Genomic DNA, 23061 nt, shown 5'->3' on the forward strand with positions numbered 1-23061 from the left:
CGGCTCAGCTCTCCGCCGGGATGCGGGACACCAGCGCCGACGCGAGTTCGCCGACACGATCACCGAACACGGCGGCCAACGCGTCGGCGGCGTCGTCAATGTCCCTGCCGGACAGGCCGGCGAGGACTCCGGCGATGATGGCGTGCTCGTCGACCCAGCCCCGGCCAGCCATCGCCTTCAGCTCAGCGAGGATGACAGCCTGGCCTTCCAGGATCCTCCGGGCGGCGTCGGCCGCATCGCGGCTGTGGCTGTACAACGTCTTTCCGCTGTCTGCCGGCCACCGGAAGTCGTTGACCGCGTGAGCGATTTCTCTCAGGTCCATTCTGGGCTCCTTCTGTGGCGGGGTCAGTGCGGTGTTGATTGCCTGAAAGAGGCGGTCCCACGGGAAGTTCGGTCCCGGATCTGTATGGGTGGTGCCGCCCCACGACCGGCGCATGTCGTCATGCCCGTAGAGCGCTTTGACTTTGGGATTTGACCGCATCTCGGTAACGGTCGCGCGGCGCACCCTGAATGAGCCGTCAGGCCAGTGATGGCGAATCACGGCAGCCAGGGCGACGCCGAGTTTGTCCCACGCCACCGACCGCAGCCACCGGTCCCGCGACCAGCCGTTCGCGCCGGTGATCTCCACGCTGATGGCGTTGTCATTGCCCTGCCAGCTGCCGGCGTGCCCGGCACGGGCGTCGGTGTCCAACGACTGGGTGACCGAGTCATGGTCGGCATAAAGATGTGAAGAGGTGCCGTCGGTACGCCGGGTGGCGTACGACGCCTCCTCCGTGTCGGAGGCATCATTGCTGGTGTTGTGGATAGCGATGCCGTACTTCCGGCCGTCGCCGTCCTCGTAGTTGTTCCGTCCCTGCACGTACGGGACACCTGGAATACGCACAGGCACTCCTCAAAAGGTTATTGCGGCGCGACGGTGCGCGCCTGTTCAACCGGGGGCGGGCTGTTAGACCGGCCAGGATGTGAGGTTCCCCGTCACGGTGAATCCGGTGCTGATTCCTGGATGATTGCGAAGCACAACCGCACCGTCGGTCTGCACGGCGAGCCGCGCGATGATGGCGCCGTTGGCGTACGCGACCAAGTAGGTGTACTCCGACGGTCTGTACCCCGACGGGATCACACCCATCTGGGACTCTGCGCTCGTGCCGAGGTTCCCGCCCGTGCGCTCCAACTCGATCTTGCAGTAGACGATGCCGGACACCCGGCGCATCCGTAGCCAGCCGTAGCCGGCGGTGCTCCACCCCGACGAGACGTTGCCGTCGACCCAGCCGGTGTCCTCCCGGACGACCCGCCACTCCGAGCCGGACGACACCAGCAGCCGGCCAGTGTCCATCTCCCCGATCAGCCGGTACTGCTCATGCGGGGGCCGGGTCTGGCTGGTGCAGCGAATCTGCCCGTCGTTGCCGATCTGCCACGCCCGGGTCACCACCTGCCCGGCGGCGATCGCCGACGCGCCCGGATCGACCGTCACCTCCGCCAGTGGGAACTCCCACACACCGATCGACCCGGTGTTCATGGTCCGCGCCGGTGCTCCGGCACCCGGTGTGCCCTGCACGACCGCCTCACGGACCGTCCACGTCGACCTGTCCAGGCGCAGCACAACCAGGTCGACGCGGGTCACGCCCGAGTTGTTGGCGGCGAGCGTCAACGTCGTGGTCGTCGGTCCCGAGTCGTACAGGAAGCCCCGGATCAGCGCACGCCGGTTCGACAGCACGTACACGCGTCGTGTCCCGGTGCCGTCCGCCCACACCATTGGCGGATCAGCCGGGTCGGCGATCAGGCCGTCCGCCGCCTGAGGTCCGGCCAGCCGCTCGTATTCGAGATCGGACAACGCGCCGGAATTGTAGGCGGGGTCGGGATACGAAAGAGACGCCACGCGATCCCCCTAAAGGCTATGCCGGGACAGCGGCGGGAATAACGGTGCGTTCGAGCCGCCCCACCCGCCGGTCGATTTGACGGAGCCGCCGCGCCCACATCGGGTTGGACAGCGCCTCCTGCGTGCCGACCATCACGCTGACGAGTTCACCCGCTGTGGCCCATGCCTGCAGATTCACCAGCCGCACCAGCTCACTGATTTCGTAGCCGGGCCAAATCTGCACCGAAACCCGGTCACCGAGCCCGAAATGCTGCCCGTACCGCTGATCCGGCGAGTCGTACGCCGACGTCTGCAACCGGGCCGTTTCGGCGCCCTCGGCGATCGCGTCGTCGCCGGCCGCTTCCAGTTCGGCCTGCGGGCTTCCGCCGGGCCGCCACACCATCACCTCGCGGCGCCCCCACGTCGACTCCGCCGTGGCGTCGGTGCGGCCGATGACGTACCGGTCGTCGTCCTCACCCTGCCCGCCGACCACCGCGCTGGTCGCCGTCGGCGCGACCCGCTCATACGCCAGGTAGCGCAGGTTGTTCAACCCGAAGCCGAACCGGACACTGGTCGACAGATCCGCCGGTTGGTAGACGCCGAACTTGATGTCCTTGCCGTCCTGCCAGGTGCGGAACCCCAGCCCGCCGCCGTCACGGGCCGCCTGCCGCAGCACGTCACCGATCGGCTCCAGACGGGTCTTGATATCCACGCTCGACCCGACACCGGCGAGGTCAGCCAGCCCGAGCCGGGGAATCCGGCGGGCCGCCATCGCCGACGGCCCGCAGTTCGCGTCGACCAGACTGCGGATGCCGACCTCGGCGTTGCCGCTGTGCGTCCAGTGGTCGACCATCTGGTTCTCGGGGGTGACCGTCGGGTCCGGGTAGGTGATGTAGCCGGCGATCAACGCCAGATCGTCGGCGAACGTCACCGTGTACTTGCCGTCGCCGGAGTTTTCGCCGTCGTCGGACCGCTCATACAGTGCGCGTTCGATTGGGCCGGCCATGAAAATCTGGCCGTCGCGGATCACCACCACCCGGTGCGCCGGTTCGATCTGGTCACGAATCCACTGGTGGCCGGCGACAACGAACTGCCCGGACGACGGCTCGTTGAACCGCAGCGTGCAGTTGACCGTCTCCCAGCCGTCGATCGGGTCACCGATCCGGTTCAGGTCGGCGTCGGTCACCAGGATCTGAATCGCCATCAGGCCGCCTCGTATCGCGGGTAGAACGCCATTTCCACCATCGAGCCGGTGGTCGCCCCGCCGACCAGGAACTCGACCGAGTTGACGCCCGGCGCCAGCGGCCACAGCTGGCTGTCCGGCCAGTCCAGCGAGTCGACAAGGTTGGCGCCTGCCGGGCCACGAACAGTCGGCGGGAACGTCGTCACCGTCACCGTCTCGCCCGCGCCCAAGCTGTACGACAGGGCGAACTGCTGCCCCAGCGTGTGGTTGACCGCCGTCAATGACGTCGCCGGGCCGGTCAGCGTCCACGTCGGCCAGGCGGTGACCTCGCCCGGATTGACGACGTCGGTGGTGCCGAGCACCCGCGAGCTGGACACCCGCGGGTAGTCGCCGAGGAACGACGCGCCAGGCGCGTGCGACCGCTCCACCGTCATCGCCGTGGTGTCGCGCCAGTAGCCGTCCGGGCAGTACCAGGTGACCACAGGGTTCGCCGACAGCCACGCTTCCCCCGCCGACCCCTGCAGACCGTCCTCGTAGAACACGTCGATCTGCCGGGCCGACCCGTCCGGCCGCTCCACCCGCAGCGCCCCGGCGGTCATCCGGTGGGTGGTCATCGTGATCGCGGCGATCAACGCCCGCCAACGCGTGACGAACTGTTCGTGGGTGTCGCCGTAGATGTGCAGCGGCCAGTTGATGCGCCGCGCCGACGAACGGATGTGCCGCACCTGGTCGCCGCCGGTGGCGCGCGGGTCCGACACGATGGAGATCGGCGCCGCACCCCACCCGGCCGGGCCGGGTGGGGTGAGCCATCCGTGCAGGGTGTGCGGGCCGGTCAGCGGCCATTCCACGCCGTCGGGGTCGACGTAGACGGCCCGCATCGTGCCCGGGTTCTCCGGCGTGTAGACGACCACCGCCACCCCCCTCGGATCGGATGAACAAGGGGATGGCGGCGGTCGTCAGGCGGGTCGGTCGATCCGGGCGAGGGCGTCCTGCCGGTCCTGCCACGCCTGCAGCCGGTCCATGTCCAACGCGGCCTCACGGAAGTGCCAGTGATGCTCGACCCGGTAGCCGCCGCGGGTCTGCCGGATCAGCGTCGACATCTGGTCCCACTGGCCCGGCGAGAACACCGGCTCCGGCCTGCCCGTCGCGTTGACCACCGTGGACACACCGGGCGGTAGCCAGCCGCCCGAGTCGTACGCCCAGTGGATGTGGTCGTAGTGCTGGGAACGGACCGGCTCCGAGTAGATGTGCGGCTGGCCGTTCCAAATCTGCCGCGACCCCGCCGGGGAGAAGATCAACTCCCGGGAGTTGCGGTAGTTGGCGCGAATCCAGTTGAACACCGACATGTCCGGCGGCACGTCGACCGCCCGCCCCTGCTGGCCGTTCGCGGCGATTCGCGCGTGGTAGGACAGGCTGCCCGACGCCGTCCGCGACCCCGGCCGGAAACCGGAATACAACGGCAGCCCCGGGAACACCGCCCGCAGGATCCGCATCATGTTCGCCGAGCCGATACCACCGGCCGACGAACCAGCCGTCGCCGCCGCGACGGCAGCGACCTCATCCATCGTCGGAATCCGGGTCCGGCTGGCGGTGACCGGGAACGGCCACTCGACGAGACCGCCGTACGCGTACCCGCCCGCATGGTCGTGGCTGCGGCCAGCGAACGCGTCCCGGGGGATCATCCGGCGGCGCAGTGCCTCCATGAACGCGGTGCCGTAGTAGCGGACCGTCGCCGCCGGCTGCACCCACTCGCCGTTCGACAACCACGCCGGGATCGAGTCCGACGTGCCCGTACCCGGACCGCGCACAGGGCCGCCTTCGGCGAGACCACCAGCACCGGTGAGACTGTCCGCCCGCTGCCGCGCCTTGCGCCACTCCTTCGTCGCCTGGTCCACCGGGATGCCCTGCGACAGGGCGTACTGGGCGATCTGCAGCTCCTCCAGCTGCTTCTTCGCCGCGGCGACACCCTTCGTCGTCACCTCCGTGGTCACTTTCGCCGGAATCTGCCCGTAGACCGCGATCAGGTTGCGGACATCACCCTCCAGCAGGCCCGCCTTCGTGGCCTCCTCAACGAGGACTTCGATGTTGTCGGCGTGCTTTTTCGACGCCTCCGACACCGCGACCCCGGAGGCGACGTCCGCGAAATACATCTCCCGCAGCGCCGCCAGCCGGTCCTGGATCAGGTCCCGGTTAGCCCGCCCCAGCTCGGTGCTCACGCTGAGCGCCTGCGCGTTGCCGACGATCGCGTCCCGGTTGTCGGCCAACTCCTCACTCATCCGGGCAACAGACGCCTCGTAGGCTTCCTCCGCCTCCGACGCGGCGATCGCCGCCCCATGCAGGTTGTCGTGGGCACGGCGCAGCAGGTCGGACTGTCGCACCGCCGCCGACGCCGTTTCCGCGACGAACGACAGGGCCTCCGACAACTGCAACTGTGTCGACTCCAACGGCTTGGCGCTGGCAGCAGCAGATCGTTGTTCCCGGTCCAAGGCACGGGTCGCCGCCGCAGCCTTGTCGGCAGCGTCGAACTGGCCTTCCAACCCGTCGATCAGGGTTTCGATCTCGCCGCGCTGCTCCCGTAGCCCTTTCAGATCATCGTCGTCGAACAGCCGCGCCCCACGCTCACCGATGATGTCAGCGAGCGCACGCCGCGCCGGATCGTACTCGCGAGACTCAATCTCGGCGTCGATCAGCGCCAACTTCTCCCGGAGCACGTCCACAACCTCGGACTGCGCCGCCCGTTCACCAGCCGCCGCCTTTGCTACCGCTTCGAGGCTCACCCCGTACGCGGACGCGTTGGCCGCCAGGTCCCGCAGCAGGTCGTTCTGCAGCACCGCAGCCTGAACTGACTCGTTGGACAGGTCACCGGACTCCCGGTAGGCGGTCCCCAGCTCTGACAGCGACGTCTGCAGGTCATCGACCCTGGCCCGCTGTTCCTCCCACTGCGACGTCAGGTAGCTGGCCGCGACAACCGCTGCGCCGATCGCGATCGTCCACGGCCCACCCAAAAACGTCACCAGACCGGACATGCCGAGCCGGGCTGTGCGGGCAGCCGCGTTCAGACCGCCCAACGCGGTGGCCGCCGCGCGTGACCGGCCCTCCGAACGGCTCAGCGACTCGTTGTAGGCGTCCTGAACCGTCAAGCCAGCAGAGAACGCGGTATGACCCGCCCGCGCCGCCCGAGCAACCAGCATCTGGTTGATCGCAGCCAGCCGACCGGCAACAGCCAACGCCGTCAACCCGGCCGACCACGCCCCGATGACAATGACGATCGCCTGCAGAACCGGCATCGGGATCGCGTTCAACAGCTCGAAGAACAACGTGAACGCGGCCGCCACGACAGTGCCGACCGGTGCCGCAGCCTGCACGAACCGCCACATGAACGTGGTCAGCTCGCCGACCAGGCCCAGCACCCGCGGGATCGACTCCCGCACATAGTCGAGGAAGTCGGCGAACCGTGCCGAGTGCTCCAACTGTTCGCCCCACTCGGCGAAGCTGGCCGTCAACCCTTCGATGCCGGCGCCGACGTCCTCGGTGAACGGAGTGAACGCCAGGTACAAGGCGACCAGACCGGTCGACAGGTTCCGGCCGATCCGCCACAGCCGCTCCATCGTCGGCACTGTCGTCGCGTCGGTGTAGGTCCAGAACCGCCGCCACGTCCGATCCGCCGTCAGGAACCGTGACGTCTCGTCGAACAAACCACCGACGCTGTTGGCGACCCGACCGACGTAGTCCCGGAACCGCGGCAGGAACGGCAGCAGGTTCTCGATCGCCGACTGCACCCCAGGCAGCATGTTCTCCTGCGCGGCGTCACGCAGCGACAACACCTCGTCCTTGAGCCCGAACAGGAACTCGGCGAACTCGCGGCCAGCCGGCGACAGATCCTCCATCGCATCGTTCAGATTGTCGAGCGCTTCACCGCCGGCCACACTGGCGGTGACCGCCGCCTGCCCGGCCTGCCGGTGCGCCCGCTCCAACGCCTCCTGCGCGTTGACCAGCGCGAACGACGCCTGCCGCTGCTGAGACTGCTGCGCCACGGCCGCGTCCGCGAGCCGCCGCTGACTGTCCTCCACCCGCCGGTTGGCGTCGGCGACCCGGTCCTGCGCCGCCCGCACCCGATCCGAGTTGTCGACCCCGTTCCGGGCGTACTCCTCCTGCTGCTCCTGCAGCTCCTTCTGCTCGTCACCGAGATCCTTGATCCGCAACGTGATCTCGTCGTAGGTAACTTTCGCCTGGTCGCGTTGGATCTGCGTGGCCCGAGGATTGGCCAGCAGCCGGTCCAATTCCTCTTTCGCTTCGGCCTGGTCGACGAGCGCCTGCCGCTGCTCGATCTCCAACCGTTCAAGGTCCCGGCCGATGTTCTGGTTGGCCTTGTGCTCGTCCTCGATCGCCTTGGTCAGCGCCTCGGTGGCCTCACGGCGGGCCTCCTGCGCCCGGCCGACCGCCCGTTCGGCGTCCTCCACCGCCCGCGCGGACCGGCGGGCGGCTTCCGCGTTCGACGCCCGCACGTTCGCCAACGACCGCTCGGCGGACGCGATCGCGTCCGCCGCTGATGCCGCGGCGAACCCGGACCGGGCCAGCGACGCCTGCGACTTGTCCAGGTCATCGTTGTACGCCTCCAGTTGCTGCACCGCTTCGCCAATGCCGGAGAAGCCGAGCAGCATGACCCCGATACCGGACGTCGCCGACACAGCGGCGGCGCCGATGAACCCGATCGCCGACGACGCAGCGGCGGCGGCCGGTACCAGCACGGTGCCCAGCGACAGCGACGTGAAGATCAGTCGCTCCAGATGCGACAGTGACACCTCGGCGGCCTGGCCGACGTTGTTGAGCACCCTGTCGGCGTCGGATTCGACCTGCAGCCGTACCTGCCGGGAGTCGATCTGCTCCGCCATCCGCTCGATAGCGGCCAGTTCGGCGGCGGCGGCGATGGCGTCGGCCTGCACTTGCACGTTCGGTGTCAGCCGCGCCAGCTGCTCAAGTTGCTCCCGCAGCGCGGTGACCTGCGCGATCGCGTCATCAACATCGACATCGATACCGATGCGCTGGTCGTGCAGGGTGCGCATCGCGTCCGGCAGTTGGCCGCGCAGCAGTGACTGAAGGTCACGGACCCGCTGCTCGTCGGCATCTTGCGCCGGCCGCATGCCGAGTTCGGTCGCCAGCAACGCCTGCCGCAACGCGTCGGCGACCCGCTCACGGATCTGCCCGGCCCACGTCTGACCGAACAGTTTCTCCGCGTCACGGGCTGCCTGTTCGGCTTCGCGGCGGGCCTCGTCCTGCTGCCGCTTCAGCTCCCGCTCGCGGTCCTTGGCCTGCGCCTTGGCTTCACGGGCGGCTTCCCGGTCCGCCCGCTCCTGGTCCCGCCGCGCCTTCTCCTCCTGACGCTTGCGGTCCCGTTCCTGCTCCCGCGCCAGCCGGGCAGCTTCGCGGGCAGCCTGCTCGGCCCCGCGCTTGCGTTCCCGTTCCTGGATCTGCGCCAGCCGGGCCGCCTCTTTCGCGGCCTGCTCGGCCGCCCTGCGTGCCTCTTCCTGCTGCCGCTTCCGTTCCTGGTCGGCGGCCTTCTCCGCCTGCGTCGTCAGCCGGTCGAACACACCGTCGACGACCTGCAACGACTGGTCCGCGTCGATCCGCAGTTCCAGGTTGTCGGCGTTGGTCGACAGGTCCCGCAGCCGCTCACGGATGCGGTCCAGCCGGTCCAGCGCCTCGGGTGCGTCAACATCCACGCCGATGATCAGTTGGCTGAGGTCGGCCAGGTACCGGCGCAGTTTCACCAACTCGGCTTGGGCCGGGTCGGTGTCGGCGTCGATCTCGACCTCGGGCAACGGGTCCGCCGCCTGCAGCACCCCGCTGCGGAAGATCCGGGCGAACGAACGCCCGGACTGCCGGCCGGCGACCTCGGTCGCGACCCGCACATCCTCCACCCACTGGTCCAGCTCACGCCGGCCCCGGGCGATGTCCATCCGCAACTCGACCGTCGTCGCCTGACCCTCCAAGCGACGCAGCTCGTCGTTCATCTGCCGCACCGCGGCGATAGCGGTCCGGCCGTCGATGTCGACGCCGATCGTCTGCTCCGACAGAGACACCGCCTGGCGGCGCACCCGGTCCAGGGCCTTCTCCACGTCGGTGGAGTCGCCGGTGATCGTCAGCTTCGGCAGGGCCGACTCGACCGCGCGGAGCCTGCCACGCAGCCCCGCGTTGAAGGCGTCGGTGAAGTCCTCCGCCGCCTTGCGGCCGGCGCCAGCCATACCCGACGCCGCCCGGCGGCTGGCGCCGGCCACGTCCGAGCTGACACCGTCACGGATCGCCTTGCCGAAGCTCTTCGGCAGCGTCTTCTGGATCTGCTTGTCGATGCCGTCGGCGATCTTCTGGGCGCCGGCCTGCAGATCCTTCTCGATGCCCCGGAACGACGGGACGATCCGGACGAACGCAACACCGACGTCGTACGCCATGACACCCTCCCGTTGTTCGGGGATGTCACCGGCCGGGCAGCACCCGGGCCACGACCATCCGGTGCTTGCGTTCCCGTGCCCGTTGCCTGGCCCGCTCGATCGCCGTCTGCGGACGCGGTGACCCGCGCAGCCGTTTCGGTTTTCCACCGGCGACGGCGATGACGACCTGCGTCAACTCGCCGACCCGGTCAACCAGGTCGGTGAGTCGTTCCACCTGCACCGAGTAGTCGGACATGCGGACCGTCGGCCGCCGGTCGGTGTCGGCGCCGGAGCCGATGACCGCGTCGGCCCACTCGTCGTCGTTCGACAGTGCCTCCACGAAGTGGGAGTTGCGGGGTAGTCCGTCGATGAGGTTGAGCAGCCGACGCCACCGGCGGGACCGCCACTCGGTGGCCAGGTCCAGCCGGTACCGGGCGGCGAGGTCACGTTCGATGGCCCGCCCGTACCGGCCGATCAGTCGGGCGAGCCGGACGCATTTCCCGGTTCGGGCAGACCGTAGTGCTGGTTGTACGCGGTCATGAGCGCGTTGAGCTTCCAGATCGGCATCTCGGTGTCGAAGAACGCGTCGCGGTCGTCTGCGGGCAGCACCTGGTGCAGGAAGAACACCGGGTCACGCAGGGCGCGTAGCAGCTTCTGCCAGTCGACGGCCTGCGGGTCGGACATCATCCATCGCCGGCCGGCGTGCGTGAACGCGAACGGCCCCTGGGCGCCCTCGCGTTCGAGGGTGTCGAGGTCGAGAGCGACGCCGGAGTCCGGTTCGGGCTGCTTCGGCCCGGTCGCGGCGGCGGCGACGGTGGCGGCGAGGATCGGCGGCACGTACTGCTGCTCGGCCGGTTGCTCGGTCTCGGATTCCGTGAGGGGGGTCGTGTCCACGGCGGTCCGGCCGGTGTCGTCGCCGTCGCGGGGCGGCATCCACTGCTGGTTGGTGTCCTCGCTCACGAGTCGCCCGCCTTCGTCGGCGCGGCCTTGGCCGCCTGGGTCGGCTTGGCCGCCGGCTGCCGGTCGGCCGCGGCCGACGCAGCGGCGGTGACGGTGGGCTGAACTTCACGCCAGCCGTCGAACTTGAGCTTGACCACGTCGGCGGCGGTGTACGCCCGCCGCTGCCGGGTGCGTCCATCGGCGTCGGCGCGCTCGAACACGCCGATCGGCGGCGACGCCGCAGGTTCGATCCTTGCCATGACAACAACTCCTTGCGAGAAAGAGGAGAGGAAGAGAAAGAGGTCGGGGTGACCCGCGCCCCACCACAGCCACAGGCCACCCCGACGTGTTACGGCGTGGCCTGGGTGATTCCCATGTCGTCGAGGATCGCTTCCCATCCGGCTCCGCCGAAAAACCACTTGTGGCTGTATCCAAGAACCGAGTCATTGAAGCCAGTGAATGTAAGGGGATACCCGATCGGGTCGTCGGTTTGCCCATACTGCTGCTCACCGAAGTCGGTGATCCGTGCGTTCGGCATAAACCGCGCCAGATAGATTTCACCGTCCGACGACTCGTCGACGAACAACCCCAGCACCCGGTAGTAGCGCGGGTTCGGCAGGTTCGGCTTGGCGATCTGCACCTCACCGGTCGTCGCGTCCGCCTCCAAGCTGGACACGTCCAGACCGGTGTACAGGCCGATCGTCAGCAGCTTGGTCTCCTGCGCGGTGACCTGCATGGTGATGGTGTCCTGGGTGACGTCCTCACGGGTCGGCTCGGTCGAACCGAACGACTGCACCTGGCTCGACTCGGTTTCCCGGCCGTAGGTGGAACCGTCCGTCGAGGTCCATCCGAGGTCTTCGTAGCCGGTCGGCAACGCCGCCAGTTCCGACGTCACCCCCGACGTCAGATCGGTGATCGCGTCAGCGGAAAACGGGGCGATGAACACCGACCCGTCACGTGCCTTACGGATCAGCTGGTTCTGCTTGTCTCGCACCGCAGAGTAAAGAGGCATGGTGAATTCGCCTTCCGAAGTCGAGGCGTGGCAGCCCCGACAGGTCGGGGCGAATGGAAAAGGATTGGGTGGGGTTATCCCGCCGCCGTGTACCGGCGCGAGACGATTAGATAAATGGCGCTCATTCGGCGCACCGTCGGCGACCACACCGCCTCATGCGGCCCGGACTCGCACGACACCCGGTCGAGCACCGCCGGCCCGGACCGGATCGGCGGACCGGTCAACAGCTGCCGGACCCGCTCGGTCAGTGGCTCAACCTGCGCGTACGTGGCTCCGAGCACGTCGATCTGCACGCGGGCGTAGTCGTTGACGTCGGTCGACGAGCCGCCCGGAATCCGGGCGACGCGGATGAACGGCAGCCGCTGCTCCAGGTCCGGTGGCGTCTCGACCCCGACCCGGTCGGCGGCGGCCAGGTCGGCGAGGACGGCGACGAGGACGGCCTGCACGTCGGGGAACCGCCGCCACGGGCCGGTCACCGCTTACCCCAGCGGCGCAACGTGCGGGCGTGCATCACCCCGACGGCGCGGCCGATCGGATGGTGACCGGCGACGACCCGGGTCGTGCCGTTGACGGTGCGGGTCCAGCCGACCTCGACCAGCGCGGCGTGGTCGGCGGTGTTGACCAGGTCGGTGCCGACCCGGACCATCGGCGGCAGCGGCGGCCGGCCGATCCGGGTTTCGATGATGTCGACCAGGTCGAACGACTGCTTGTACTCGCCGGTGTCCTCCGGAGCGAACGTGATCGCCAGGTCGGTGACGTCTCTGCCGGCCTGCCGGCACACGCTCAGCACCCCGGGGCCGACCGCCATCGCCGCGATCCCCGCCAAGTTCAGATCGAACGTCACCAGCGTCCTCGACACAGGTGGCCCCCTTGTCTTGGTCAGCCGTCGACCCGGGACACGGGGATCACCACCCCCGACGACCCCCAGTCCTGCACCCGGCCAGCAACCTCGAACAGGTCACCGCGGATCCGCATCTGGTCCGTCGGCCGCACATCCGTACCGGCCGGCGCGTACACGTCCCCGGCGAGCCGCACCGTCGCCGACCCGAACGTGTCCTCACTCGTGGTGCCGGGCGCGAACAGGCAGCCCGGCAGCGGAATCTCCTGCACGTCGCCGGGCAGCGGGTCACCGAACGCGTCCTTACCGGGTGGCCGCAAAACTGTGTACGTCTCCCGGTCAGCTGCCATGGCTGTCCTTTGTGGCCCAGCCGGTCATGGTGGTGCCGAACCCGCCGGTGATCGTCGCCGGCACCACCGTGCCGATGTCGTCTTCGTCCTCGACCGGGGTCAGCGCCGCCACGTCGTTGTCGGACAAGGCCAGCAGGCCGGCCGCGACGGTGGTGTCCCACGACCGGCTGAACGGGCCAACCGTTTCCGACCGCAGCCCGTCCGGGTTGCGCAGCACCCGCAGCACCATGTTGACGACGACGCCGCCGACCACCATCGGATCGAGCGTGCCCGCCGACATCCGGTCGGCCAGGTCCGGGAACCGGCCCCGGACCATCGCCGACGCCCGCCGCAGCAGACCCTTAGACACCTGCTCCTGCGCCGGGGTCATGGCACCGTACAGTTCGACGACCTCGCCGAGGGTCGCCAGCGGCGGCGGCCCGCCGACCGGCAGCGCCCGCAGCCACATCTCCTCGACGGTGTCGACCGTTCCGGAGCCCCGGAACCGGGCGCACCACACACCGTCCACGGTGAACATAAACGTCCACGGGAAGTCACCTGGCGTGCTGTCGGACTCGGCGACCGGGGTCTGGTTCAGCACCACGGTGCCGGATGGGTCGATCCACGTCACCGTCACCGTCGCACCCGGCGTCGTGGTGAATGTCAACTCGACGGCGTCACCGACGTCGTACACCGCCACCCCCTTCTATGGGTTCGAGACTGTGATCGACCCGCCAGGGCCGGCGGTGACCCGGATACGTCCCGGACCGGCGATCGGCAGCCTCGCCGCCGGGCCGCCCGAGAACAGGTGCGCGACGGTCATGCCGGCCGCCGCCGACACCTTCCCGGCACCTCCGGAGCCGGCCACGGCGAACGCGACGCCACCACCACGCACCACCTGCTTGATCTGGCCAGCCCCGCCGGTGCCGACCGCCAGCGGCACCCCGCCGGCCGCGACCACGTGCTTCGACTGGGCGCCGACACCGGCGCCGGTGAGCCCGGCGGCGGCCGAGCCGCCTGCCGCGACCCGCATACCGGCCGCGCCGCTGCTGAACATCCCGGCCGCTGTCTGACCGGGCCGGTGCGTGACGAACAGCGCCGACGCCGCCGACGTGAACCCGGCCCCGGTCTGCCCGCCGGCCGTCACCTGCTTACCGGCCCCGCCGGAGCCCGGCAACACGGCGGTGTCGGTCCGGCCGCCGCGCACGAACTGCAGGGCGGCGAGCGGCGCGGCAGTGAACATGCCCAACACGGTCTGCCCGCCGGCCGCCATCTGCTTACCGGCGGCACCAGCCGACGTCACACCGAACGCGGTGCGCCCGGCCGTGACCTCCGGCTCCGGTTCGTCGGCGACGCCCGCCGTGAACAGACCCGCGCCGGTGGACCCGCCAGCGACGACCTGCTTCCCGGCGGCACCGGCCCCGGTGAACCCGGCGGTAGTGCGGCCCGGCGTCGGCCCGCCCGCGTCGGGATCCGGCACGAACAGCACATCAACCAGGTAGCCGGACGACTCGAACGTGGACGTCGGAAACGCGATCGACCCACCCAGGGCGTAGCGGCCGTTGCCGTACGGGCTGCCGTCAGCCGGCGCGGTCAGATCACCACGGACAACGTCGCTCGTGTGCAGACCGTTCGTGGCGACATACCGGTCCGGAGACCACACCGCGGCGCAGAACGGCTCGTCGGCGTCCACATGATGCGACGAGTCGGCACCGACCCCGAGCGGGTCGTACAGCAGAGTGGTGCACCAGTCCGACAACGCCAGCTCGGTGAAGTTCTTCGACACTTCCAGGGTGCCGGTGCTGTTGTCGATGATCGAGTACAGGCCGGCGACCGGGGTACCTGAGATGCCCGTGTCGGGGTGACGCATCCGCCAGCCGATCACGGTGCCCGGCACCGCCGATTCCAGCACGGTGCCGGTCGTCAGGCCGCCCGGCTGGTTGGCGTCCGACGCACCCGGCACCTGATCGACGTAGAGGTGCTGCGGCGGGTCGGACGGCTCCAACGCGACGGCGATCAGGTGCCGCATGCCCATGTCGCCGGTCCAGGACACCGCCGGGGTCTGCCCGACCTTGCTGGCGTACCAGCGGGCACCCACCCACGCCGACATCTGCGACGGCCCGGCAGCGTGCACCGACCCGGACGCGTCCGGCACCGGCGCATACGTGGCCGCCCACACCGGCGACGACGGCGCACCACTGCCGGTGCCGCCGGTCTGCATCAGCGACCCGGCCAGCACCATCCAGCCGTGCGACGCCAGGGCGGCGGTCGTCACCGGCGGCGCGCTGGTGCCGGCGCTCTCGTGCGCCTCCGACGCGGCGACGACCGTGCCCGACGCCCCCCGGACCCGTATCCACGACACCGCGCACTGGTAGCCGTCCAGCGGTGACACCAGCGTCGCCGACACCGTCTCCGCCGCCGACGCCACCCGCGCGAACGCGTAGGAGGCCATCTGCGCCACCTGCGTCGCTCCGGACGGCAGCGTCCACCCCGACGGGGTGGACACGGTGATCTCACCGTGGACGAACAGGATGTCCAGGTCACCGGCCTGCGCCGGGGTGCCCGGCAGCGCGTACACGGTGCCCGACGTGGAGGAGGTGACCGCGGCCCGGTCCGCGTCGACGACATGCCACACGTTGGCTCCTCCCGGACCGCTTCCGGCGGCCGGTTCAGATCGCGGCGCCGGACAGGGTCAGCTGGCCTGAGTTGGCGGTCAGGACACCGTCGACCTCGTAGGTGATGGGGATGCAGTCGGCCCACATCAGCTCGCCCTGGCCGGTGACGTTCACCGACGCGCCGCCTTCGGTTTCGGACAGCTCGAACGTGTCCGTGGTCGCCGACACCACCCAGTAGACGGTGCGGGCTGCGAACCCGGCCGGCAGGGACTCCCCGAACACCGGGTACAAAACGATGCGGTTGCCGTTGGACAGGCCGTGCCCGGCTGACTGGATCGCGTCGGAGGTGATACCCGCCGAGTCGACGGTGCCGAACCCGCGCCGGGTGTTACCGACCAGCGAATGCCCCAGGTAGGTGCCGTCCGTCGACGCCGTCCAGTAGCCGCGCGCATACACCGTCGTCCCGGACGGGATGTTGATGTCGACCTGCGCGTCCGAGGCCACCACGCGAGACGCAGCGGAACCCCACGACGCGGCGACCCGGGCGTAGCTGCCGCCTGCGATCTCGTCCGACCCGGCCCCGTCCGGGACCGCGTCGTGGGCGGAGATGTGGGTGATCAGGGTCGCGATCGCGTCCATACCCGCGTTCGCGGCGGCGTCAGCGAAAGTCATGTCGTCCTCGATTTCGGGAAAGCCGTAGTCGGCGGCGGTAGCGGGGGTCGGATCGGCCAGGCCCGCCGGCACGATCACCGGCGGTACACCCATGTCGGCGAGCAGGTTCAGCAACGCCTGACGCAGGGTGGCGTCGGCGAGGGTTCCGCCGGGGTGCCGGTCGTGGACGTCGTCGAGCGCCCACGCGTACTGCACGGTGCCGGCGGCGAACACGAGCGCCCCGCTGGACGCCTGATACAGGGTGAACGCGTGCGTGTAGGTGCCCGTGTTGTCGTAGGTGTCGCCGTCATCGTCGGCGAGCAGCCCCGTCACCGAGGCGGTCATCGACGACATGCGCAGCAGGGTGGTCGGGGTTTCGCCGGGGTCGGTGTCGGCGGGCTCGTCACCCTCGAAACCGACAATGTGACCCGGCGACTCCCACACGTCCTCCCCTGCCAGGGCGGCGACCGCGGTGTCCCGCCAGAACGGGATCACGGCGCGTGAGGCGTCCGCGCGTACCGGGTAGGCGGAGATGCCATTGAGCCGGAACCGCTGCCCGTTCAACAACGCTGGCGGCCGGCGGTCCGGGTTGAAACCCCGGGTGTCCTGCCACGTGCCCGAGTAGACGCCGGACGGGTTGAGCGCCCCGTCGTGGGTGTCCTTCCAGCAGGCGTACGTGCGGGCACCCGCCCCGGTGGGGTTGATCCGCCAAAACGCCTCGTTGCCGGACAGGAACACCAGATGGGTGCCGGTGTCCCGGGCAGCGGCGTACGCCTGCCACACCCGCGACGACCAGTACTCGTCGTGACCTGACGACACCGCCACGGCCCGACCGAGCAGCAACGTCGGATCCGCGTCCACATCCAACGTCGACACGTAGTCGAGGTCGTATCCGCAGCGTTCCAGCCAGCGGATCAGCGGGTACTCGGCGTTCCAGATCGACGTTTGCGGCAGGTGCAGCCGGGTGACCAGCGGCCGGTCATAGGACACGGCGTCGGCGCGTACATCCAGGCCGGTCACCAGGTCCCAACGGAACTCGGCGGCGTCCCCGTCGCCGTACACGTTGGTGCCGGTGAACGGGTTGTCCGGGTCGGCACCGGCGTGGTTGTACGCCTGCCATGTCGTATCCGACGTCTTGACCACCAAAGGTGCTTTGCGGGACGGATCCCGCACCACGAACGGGCCGACGTGCGACGCCAACGCCGTGTTGTCCGTGCGGGCGATCTTGATCACGTACACGCCGGGGCAGGCATCCGCCGGCACGTTCCAGGTGCCGTTGGTCGCCCAGTTCGCGCACGACGCCATCCCCGTCGTGCCGTCGACGGTGCCGGACGGCTGCGACGTCTGCCCACCGGCGAAGGTGGCCACCTGCCGGGCGCCCAGCCCGGCGTACCAGCCGAGTCGGTACACGGTCGCGGTCCAGTCCGACGACGGCGAATGGACTTTCAACCCGAGCGCCGATCCCGCCTCGACGGACATCTGCGTCGGGAAACCCTGGATTGTCGCCGACCCGGCCCCGGCCACATCCCACTCGGCCTGGCTGGCGCCGGCCAGCCGGTTCTCTGCCTCGATCCGGTTCTCCGGCGGCGGCAGCTCCGAATCGGCGGTGGTGAACGCGAACAGCACACCCTGCACGGACGCGCCGGTCGGTAACCCGGTCACGGTCACCGAGTAGGTGCCCGGCTCGACCGCCACCCCTGACGCCACCCCGAGCCGAATGTCTTCATCCGACCCGGACGGCGACCCCGGCGTGGCGTACACGACGTCGTCGCCGGTCAGCGGCGCCGGCCACACCGGCGTCCACGCCTCACCCGGCAGAGCCTGCGCTACCGCCGCGTACAGTCGGCAGTTCGCCGCCGACGTCACGATCGAGCCGATGGTGAACGCGCCGCCGCTGACGGTGCCCTCCGCGGTGACTGGGTCGCCGTGCGGCGCATCCAGGTCGTCGCGGGACTCCAACCAGCCGGCCAACGCCCGGGTGGCGCCGCCCGGACCCAACGTCACCTGCAGCTGTGTTTCGCCGCCGTCGGCGACCAGGCTCGCGCCGATCGCCTCCACGGACAGCACGCTGGACACATGCTCGGTCCAGCCGGCCGAGTCAATGCCGACCAGCGCCGCCGCCGAGCAGACCGCGACGACCCGGTGCCCGGCGACCGCTGTCTCGTCGAAGGCCAGGTCGTGCTGGTTGGTCGACTGGGTGGGGTTGTAGACGGTTTTCCAGTCGCGCGCCAACGAGCCCCCTTCTGGTGGTGGTGCGTCCTGCCGCGCCCGGCCTGGGGAATGTCCGGGCGCGGCAGGACTACTCGGCGGGGATCACGCCGGCCTGCACGCAGGCGGTGATGATCTGGTCCCGGGTCGCGTCCGGGTCGTGTTCGACACCGGCGTCGGCGGCGAACCGCTGCCAGGCGTCGAGCCCGGATCCCCGGCCGGCGCGGGCCGGCGGCTGCGGCAGGGCACTGCCTTCCGCGTCGTCGTCCGCGCCGGCCGGGTCGAGGTAGGTGATCTCGGCGTCGGCGGCCACGGTTTCGGTGTCCGCTTCCTGGTCCGCGGTCACCACCGGCTCCGTCGACTGGTCCACGACGGACCGCTCCGCGGCACCGGAGGTCGGCGGCACGGCCCACGCCTTCGGATTGCGGATGCGAGCAGCCACCTCGGCCGGAACGTGGTCGCCGGGCCGGTAGGCGCGGCCGTCGACGTGGACGGTCCGGGCCAGCCGGGGGCCGTCGCCGACCCCCGGCTTCACCATCTCCGCAGCCGCGCCGCCGGGGCGCGGCTCGGTCGTCCACGCCTTCGGATTGCGGATGCGAGCCGCGACATCGGCGGGGACCGTGTCGTCGGGGCCGTAGCGTCGGCCGTCGACCCACACCGTCCGCGCCAGCCTCCTGCTGTCGGTCATGTCGCCTCCCGTCACAGGACGTCGGCGACCATGAGCCGCTGCGGGTCGGTGATCAGCGGCATGCCGACCGCGCCGACCTTGGTCCACACGCGCAGCGGGTCGCCTTCCTTGAGGACGACCCCGACCAGGCCCGGCAGATCCTGGAACTCCAGGGACGGGTTCTGCCCGGTGGCGAGTTCCAGCGCTTCGGCGGTGATGCCCCACGCGGTGTAGCCGAGATCCTCCGGGTTCTCCGGCAGGAACACGACCATGCCCTCGTCGATGACCCGCGAGTTGACGCCCTTGACCTGCAGCTTCGTGTTGTACTCGACGATCTGCGGCAGCCCGTAGGCGGTCAACGTCTGGTTCAGCTGCTCCTGGGTGATCAGGTTCGGTGCACCCGCCAGCGTCTGCCCCCGGTAGAACAGAGCACGGATCTCGTCCGACAGCAGCATGTTGCTGATCACCGTGTTGGAGGTGACCATCCGGCCCGGCCGCTCACCGTTGATGTCCACGTAGGCGTCGACCCACGTCTTCAGGTTCGGCAGGATCTGCGCGTTCTCGGTGTCCGACCACGCCACGTCCGGCGACACCAGGTTGTCCGCTGGCACCCCGAAGTCGGCCTCCAGGGTGAGGCCGTTCTCGTCGACGAGAGTGAACTTGCCGTCCATCAGGACGTCGCCGCGGGCGACCTCCATTCGGTTCAGCACCTCGCGGCGCAGCTGTGCGGCGTCGTTGTAGATGTCCTGGACGTAGGCGTTGCGGTTGTCGCCGCCGGTGCGGATGCGTTCCAGCATCAGCCGCTCCTGCTCCCCGATCGGCAGCTTCGTGCTGATCGGCGGCAGCTTGACCTTCGACCGCTGGAAGCGGTCACGGGTCGAGATAGGGCTCTCGGTGTCCCACGACCGGAACTCGGCCGCCCGGTTGACCCGGGTGACCTGGTCGATTGCCGCCTCGATGTCCCCGATGTTGCGGTCGGGCAGGTACTGGTTGAGGACCAGGTTGTAGGGGAGCGGGATCTCCCGGATGTAGCCGGTCAGGACGGCCGGCTCGATGTATTCATCGACAATCATCGGTTAATCCCCCTCTCACGCCTTGAACCGGAACTTCGCGGCCAGATCCGCCTTGGCCGCGACGTCGAGCCCTGAGTTGGCCGGCAGCTTCGACTCGCGGATCACGCCGCGCCACAGCAGCGGCGCACCCACATCGGGGCCGCCCTGACGCATCTCGGTGCTGTTGAACAGGAATCCGACGGCCACCTCGGTGCCGCCGGAGCCGGTGTCGGTGCCACCGGCGGTCGAGGTGGTGATCGCGACCTCCGGCGTCGAACCACCGGTCAGGCCGGCGTCGTCGGCGGTCATCGCCGCGACATCGGACCCGGCGTACTGGCCCTGGAACGTGACCGTGACCGGAGTCGCCGGCAGCGCGCCGCCGGCCGCGACCACGTCACCGGCGTCGATGTTCGACAGCGCCTCCAGCGCGGTCTGCACGTCGGCGGCGGTGGCGTTGTAGGCGATCGCAGCGGTGGTCTGCCCGCCCCAGGTCAGCGTGAACGTGCCGCCGGTCGGAGCGCCGGTGATCGCGATCTGCTGGATCTCGTTGGTCGACGGCGCGTACGGCCCGTACAGGCCCGAGTCGAGCTTCGCCAGGACGGTGCCCGACGGCACGTAGCCGTTCGGGTAGTGGGTGTTGGCGGTGAAGGCGGACGTGTCGAGAGTGATCGACTCGGTGTACTGAGTGCCGTCCTGGCTGCCGAGCCAGGACCGGTCCTCTACCGTCCACGCCTCCGTCCGCAGGGAGATGTCCATGCTGGACGTGTTCCTTCCGGAGAGGTGAATGGGCGCCCAGCGCGGAGCGAAAGGTCTGCTACTGCTGCGCGGGCTTGCCTTGGGTGCCGAACCGCTGCCGGGCCAGTTCCCGGCCGGCCGCGAGTCCGGTGAGCGGAGCGGAGGACGACGTCCCCTGCCCCATGTCGACCCGCGTCGTGCCCGTGGCGGGCTGCGGAGTCGCAGGGGTGCCCGTGGCGGGCGGAGCAGTGGTGCCCGTGGCGGGCTGTTCCGTGGCCGGCGGCTGCGGGGCAGGCGCGGCCTGGGTACGGGCGGGTGCGATCACACCCGCGTACGCGTTCACCTTGTCCATGTCGACGGCCGCGCCGTCGCCGGACAGGAACTGCCGGCGGTCCAGCGGGCCGAGCAGCGCGGCGATCTGGTCACCGGTGAGCCGGTCTCCGATCGCGACCCGCAGATGCGCCTCCACCAGCTGACCCGCCGCCTCGGCGAGACCAGCGGCCCGGCCCTCGTCACGAGCGACCTTGACCGCCCGCTCCTGCTCGGACATGGCAGCCGTCTGCAACTCTTCGAGTTGCTTTGCCTTCTCCAGCAGGTCCCGGTACTCGGGGTCCTTGCCCTTGGCCCGGTCCTCCCACTTGCGGGAGGCAGCGAGCCGGCCGGTGACCTGCTCCGGGGTGAGACCGAGGTCGGTGACGATCGCCTGCAGAGCCGCGTACGGGTCGCCCTCGCCCGTGGCGGGCTGCTGGGGTGACCCGGTACCGCCGGGCGGAGCCGGCGGTTGTCCAGTCGTCGGCGGGCTCTGCTCGCCGCTGGCCGGCGCACCGTCGCCGGTTCCACCAGCTGGTTCACCGGCGGGCTGCGATCCGCCCATGACGGGCCAGATCGGCGTGCCGCGTTTGGTGACGCCGAGCGCAATGATCGGCTGCCCGGTGAGCGGGTGACGCCAGCGGGGGTGCGTCAGCGGGGTCTTCATCGGTCACCGCCGTCGGCCGCGACCTGCTGCTTGACGCGTTCCTTGATGGCCACGCTTTCGCTGTCGATCAGCTTGACGGCCAGCATCTCCACGAAGCTGTCGGCCGCCTCGCCGAGGATGCCCTCTTTGGCGAGTTCGTTCTTGAACTGGCCCAGGATCTCGGCGGTGCTCAGTTGAGTCGCCACCTCATCCTGGAAAACGTTGATGATCATGCTTCTCCCATGTCGGGTTAGGACAAAACAGCCCTTGGCGGGCAAAAAGAAACCCCGCCGAAGCGGGGCAGTAGAACGAGACGATCAGCCGATCGGGCCGCCGTCAGGACGGACATGCCGCCAACACACCCACTGCTCGGCATGACCACAGCGGTCCGTCATCAGCGGCCCGTACCGGCACGGCACGGCCTCTGGGGCGTCCGGGCCGCCGGACTCGGTCACCGCGTAGACCACCTCATCGGCGCGTAGCTGCTCACCGCAGCTCGGCACCGCGCACGGATCTCCGGGACGCGGCATGTGTCCGTAGTCAGCCGGAGTCGTACTCGCCCACGCACTGAGCAGGGTGTACGTCTTGGTGTAGGTGCGGGTCAGGACTACCACGTCGCCCCCTCCGGGACAGGTACCCAGCCGTTGTCGGCGCGGATCGCCGTGTACTGCTCCCGGATCTTCGCGACAGCGACCTCTACCCAGACACCAACCGCCTCGGAGGCAGCGGACACCTGCACGTCAGAGCCAAAGACCCGGCCCCGGCCGCCGGGCTCAGTCGGCAACCCGCCAGGACATTCCCAGTACACCGACCACGACATCCGCTTACGGCCCCGACGCCGACCGCACGAGACGCGTTGCAGCTGCAGCCGCACCTCGACCTCATCGCCGTGCGGAAACCTCACCCGCACCGTCCGGGGCGCACCCACATCGCTGTAGTCGCAACGCTTCGGCCCCAACGTCAACGTCAGCGGGTTCAACTCGACGCTGCCGTGCCGCAGCCGCCGCCGGAACGGCACCCGGTGCGGCTCGGACGCGTCCCGGCCGACCCACCACTGCCACCGCAGCCGGCTGCCGTGCAAGCCCACGGCGATCACCTTCGACTCGTAGCCGACCGGGTTCAACCAGTGCACCAAGCCGGCACCGAACCGCTGCGTGTGTAGGTACAGCGACCCCAGCCGCAGCAGATGAAAGCTGGCGGCGAGCGTGTGTTCGGAGCCCTTGTTGCCGACTTTCAGCTCGAACCCGAACTCCTGCCCGACATCCGAACTGCGACGGCCGACCACCACCTCACCGCCGAGCGTTCCCTTCGGGCTGGCAGGCCACGGCCCCGGCGGGTAGAAACCTGCGGTGTTCTTCAACGCCATCACCGCCGCCGGCCGGCCTTTGCCCTCCGGCAGGCCAGGACCAAATTCGCCCGTGTACCTGGCGCCGGCCGCCCACCGGGCAGGATCGACCGCGCCCTGCGGATCAGGGCGGATGCCGCAGCGGGAGCACTCCACCCACCGCCACGACCGTCGTGGGCTGTCACTGCCGTCCACGACCGGCCGGTGCTCGAACAGCCGGCACACCAGCATCAACCTGGGTCGCCCCGACAG

The 23061-nt window shown here is 69.7% G+C and carries 22 protein-coding genes; all 22 read right to left on the reverse strand.

Annotation, left to right across the window (positions count from 1 at the left end; genetic code table 11):
- Positions 1-4 precede the first annotated feature (4 nt).
- On the reverse strand, positions 5-883 hold the full coding sequence (locus tag ACXAHD_RS01040) for an N-acetylmuramoyl-L-alanine amidase (protein WP_475047764.1): 879 nt from the start codon (positions 881-883) through the stop codon (positions 5-7).
- 63 nt (positions 884-946) lie between these two features.
- Positions 947-1831 (reverse strand): hypothetical protein, encoded by an 885-nt coding sequence (locus tag ACXAHD_RS01045; RefSeq protein ID WP_475047766.1) that lies wholly within the window; start codon positions 1829-1831, stop codon positions 947-949.
- A 61-nt stretch (positions 1832-1892) separates the two neighbouring features.
- Positions 1893-3059, reverse strand: coding sequence for a Gp37-like protein (locus ACXAHD_RS01050; RefSeq protein ID WP_475047769.1), 1167 nt, complete (start codon positions 3057-3059; stop codon positions 1893-1895).
- Complete coding sequence (locus ACXAHD_RS01055; RefSeq protein WP_475047772.1) at positions 3059-3949, reverse strand: phage distal tail protein; 891 nt, start codon at positions 3947-3949, stop codon at positions 3059-3061. Before ACXAHD_RS01055 ends, ACXAHD_RS01050 begins: the two co-directional genes overlap by 1 nt.
- A gap of 45 nt (positions 3950-3994) precedes the next feature.
- Positions 3995-9484: a coiled-coil domain-containing protein gene (locus ACXAHD_RS01060; RefSeq protein WP_475047775.1), complete on the reverse strand. Its 5490-nt coding sequence runs from the start codon at positions 9482-9484 to the stop codon at positions 3995-3997.
- 25 nt (positions 9485-9509) lie between these two features.
- Positions 9510-9803 (reverse strand): hypothetical protein, encoded by a 294-nt coding sequence (locus tag ACXAHD_RS01065; protein ID WP_475047778.1) that lies wholly within the window; start codon positions 9801-9803, stop codon positions 9510-9512.
- A gap of 134 nt (positions 9804-9937) precedes the next feature.
- Positions 9938-10423 (reverse strand): hypothetical protein, encoded by a 486-nt coding sequence (locus tag ACXAHD_RS01070; protein WP_475047781.1) that lies wholly within the window; start codon positions 10421-10423, stop codon positions 9938-9940.
- Positions 10420-10662: a hypothetical protein gene (locus tag ACXAHD_RS01075; RefSeq protein ID WP_475047784.1), complete on the reverse strand. Its 243-nt coding sequence runs from the start codon at positions 10660-10662 to the stop codon at positions 10420-10422. The genes ACXAHD_RS01070 and ACXAHD_RS01075 overlap by 4 nt, the downstream gene beginning before the upstream one ends.
- An 89-nt stretch (positions 10663-10751) precedes the next feature.
- The gene (locus ACXAHD_RS01080; RefSeq protein ID WP_475047787.1) at positions 10752-11561 is read right to left on the reverse strand and encodes a phage tail tube protein; all 810 of its coding nucleotides are present in this window, start codon (positions 11559-11561) and stop codon (positions 10752-10754) included.
- A complete protein-coding gene (locus ACXAHD_RS01085) occupies positions 11489-11890 on the reverse strand; it encodes a hypothetical protein (RefSeq protein WP_475047790.1) in 402 nt (133 codons plus the stop codon). Before ACXAHD_RS01085 ends, ACXAHD_RS01080 begins: the two co-directional genes overlap by 73 nt.
- Positions 11887-12258 carry a hypothetical protein gene (locus ACXAHD_RS01090; protein WP_475047792.1) on the reverse strand — a complete coding sequence of 124 codons (372 nt, stop codon included), beginning with the start codon at positions 12256-12258 and terminating at the stop codon, positions 11887-11889. The genes ACXAHD_RS01085 and ACXAHD_RS01090 overlap by 4 nt, the downstream gene beginning before the upstream one ends.
- Positions 12259-12293: 35 nt before the next feature.
- Positions 12294-12602 (reverse strand): hypothetical protein, encoded by a 309-nt coding sequence (locus ACXAHD_RS01095; RefSeq protein WP_475047794.1) that lies wholly within the window; start codon positions 12600-12602, stop codon positions 12294-12296.
- On the reverse strand, positions 12592-13275 hold the full coding sequence (locus tag ACXAHD_RS01100; RefSeq protein WP_475047797.1) for a hypothetical protein: 684 nt from the start codon (positions 13273-13275) through the stop codon (positions 12592-12594). The genes ACXAHD_RS01095 and ACXAHD_RS01100 overlap by 11 nt, the downstream gene beginning before the upstream one ends.
- Positions 13276-13287: 12 nt before the next feature.
- Entirely contained in the window at positions 13288-15216 is a 1929-nt protein-coding gene (locus tag ACXAHD_RS01105; RefSeq protein ID WP_475047800.1) for a DUF4082 domain-containing protein, read from the reverse strand.
- A 34-nt stretch (positions 15217-15250) separates the two neighbouring features.
- Entirely contained in the window at positions 15251-18079 is a 2829-nt protein-coding gene (locus ACXAHD_RS01110) for a N,N-dimethylformamidase beta subunit family domain-containing protein (protein WP_475047805.1), read from the reverse strand.
- A 67-nt stretch (positions 18080-18146) separates the two neighbouring features.
- Complete coding sequence (locus tag ACXAHD_RS01115; protein WP_475047808.1) at positions 18147-18743, reverse strand: hypothetical protein; 597 nt, start codon at positions 18741-18743, stop codon at positions 18147-18149.
- An 11-nt stretch (positions 18744-18754) separates the two neighbouring features.
- Entirely contained in the window at positions 18755-19795 is a 1041-nt protein-coding gene (locus tag ACXAHD_RS01120) for a major capsid protein (protein ID WP_475047811.1), read from the reverse strand.
- A gap of 15 nt (positions 19796-19810) precedes the next feature.
- Entirely contained in the window at positions 19811-20530 is a 720-nt protein-coding gene (locus ACXAHD_RS01125; RefSeq protein ID WP_475047813.1) for a hypothetical protein, read from the reverse strand.
- A 58-nt stretch (positions 20531-20588) separates the two neighbouring features.
- On the reverse strand, positions 20589-21485 hold the full coding sequence (locus tag ACXAHD_RS01130; RefSeq protein WP_475047816.1) for a hypothetical protein: 897 nt from the start codon (positions 21483-21485) through the stop codon (positions 20589-20591).
- Positions 21482-21697 carry a hypothetical protein gene (locus ACXAHD_RS01135; RefSeq protein WP_475047818.1) on the reverse strand — a complete coding sequence of 72 codons (216 nt, stop codon included), beginning with the start codon at positions 21695-21697 and terminating at the stop codon, positions 21482-21484. The genes ACXAHD_RS01130 and ACXAHD_RS01135 overlap by 4 nt, the downstream gene beginning before the upstream one ends.
- A gap of 84 nt (positions 21698-21781) precedes the next feature.
- The gene (locus ACXAHD_RS01140; protein WP_475047822.1) at positions 21782-22078 is read right to left on the reverse strand and encodes a hypothetical protein; all 297 of its coding nucleotides are present in this window, start codon (positions 22076-22078) and stop codon (positions 21782-21784) included.
- On the reverse strand, positions 22072-23034 hold the full coding sequence (locus tag ACXAHD_RS01145; protein WP_475047825.1) for a hypothetical protein: 963 nt from the start codon (positions 23032-23034) through the stop codon (positions 22072-22074). The genes ACXAHD_RS01140 and ACXAHD_RS01145 overlap by 7 nt, the downstream gene beginning before the upstream one ends.
- Positions 23035-23061: the final 27 nt, after the last annotated feature.

It is taken from the genome of Micromonospora sp. ABR4_055, from assembly GCF_056160425.1.

Excerpts from the sequence above, each read along its gene's own strand:
- ACXAHD_RS01115 (WP_475047808.1), bottom strand. The coding sequence starts at position 18,743 with ATGACCGACAGCAGGAGGCTGGCGCGGACGGTGTGGGTCGACGGCCGA.
- ACXAHD_RS01125 (WP_475047813.1), bottom strand. The coding sequence starts at position 20,530 with ATGGACATCTCCCTGCGGACGGAGGCGTGGACGGTAGAGGACCGGTCC.
- ACXAHD_RS01120 (WP_475047811.1), bottom strand. The coding sequence starts at position 19,795 with ATGATTGTCGATGAATACATCGAGCCGGCCGTCCTGACCGGCTACATC.
- ACXAHD_RS01130 (WP_475047816.1), bottom strand. The coding sequence starts at position 21,485 with ATGAAGACCCCGCTGACGCACCCCCGCTGGCGTCACCCGCTCACCGGG.
- ACXAHD_RS01135 (WP_475047818.1), bottom strand. The coding sequence starts at position 21,697 with ATGATCATCAACGTTTTCCAGGATGAGGTGGCGACTCAACTGAGCACC.
- ACXAHD_RS01075 (WP_475047784.1), bottom strand. The coding sequence starts at position 10,662 with ATGGCAAGGATCGAACCTGCGGCGTCGCCGCCGATCGGCGTGTTCGAG.
- ACXAHD_RS01050 (WP_475047769.1), bottom strand. The coding sequence starts at position 3,059 with ATGGCGATTCAGATCCTGGTGACCGACGCCGACCTGAACCGGATCGGT.
- ACXAHD_RS01060 (WP_475047775.1), bottom strand. The coding sequence starts at position 9,484 with ATGGCGTACGACGTCGGTGTTGCGTTCGTCCGGATCGTCCCGTCGTTC.
- ACXAHD_RS01095 (WP_475047794.1), bottom strand. The coding sequence starts at position 12,602 with ATGGCAGCTGACCGGGAGACGTACACAGTTTTGCGGCCACCCGGTAAG.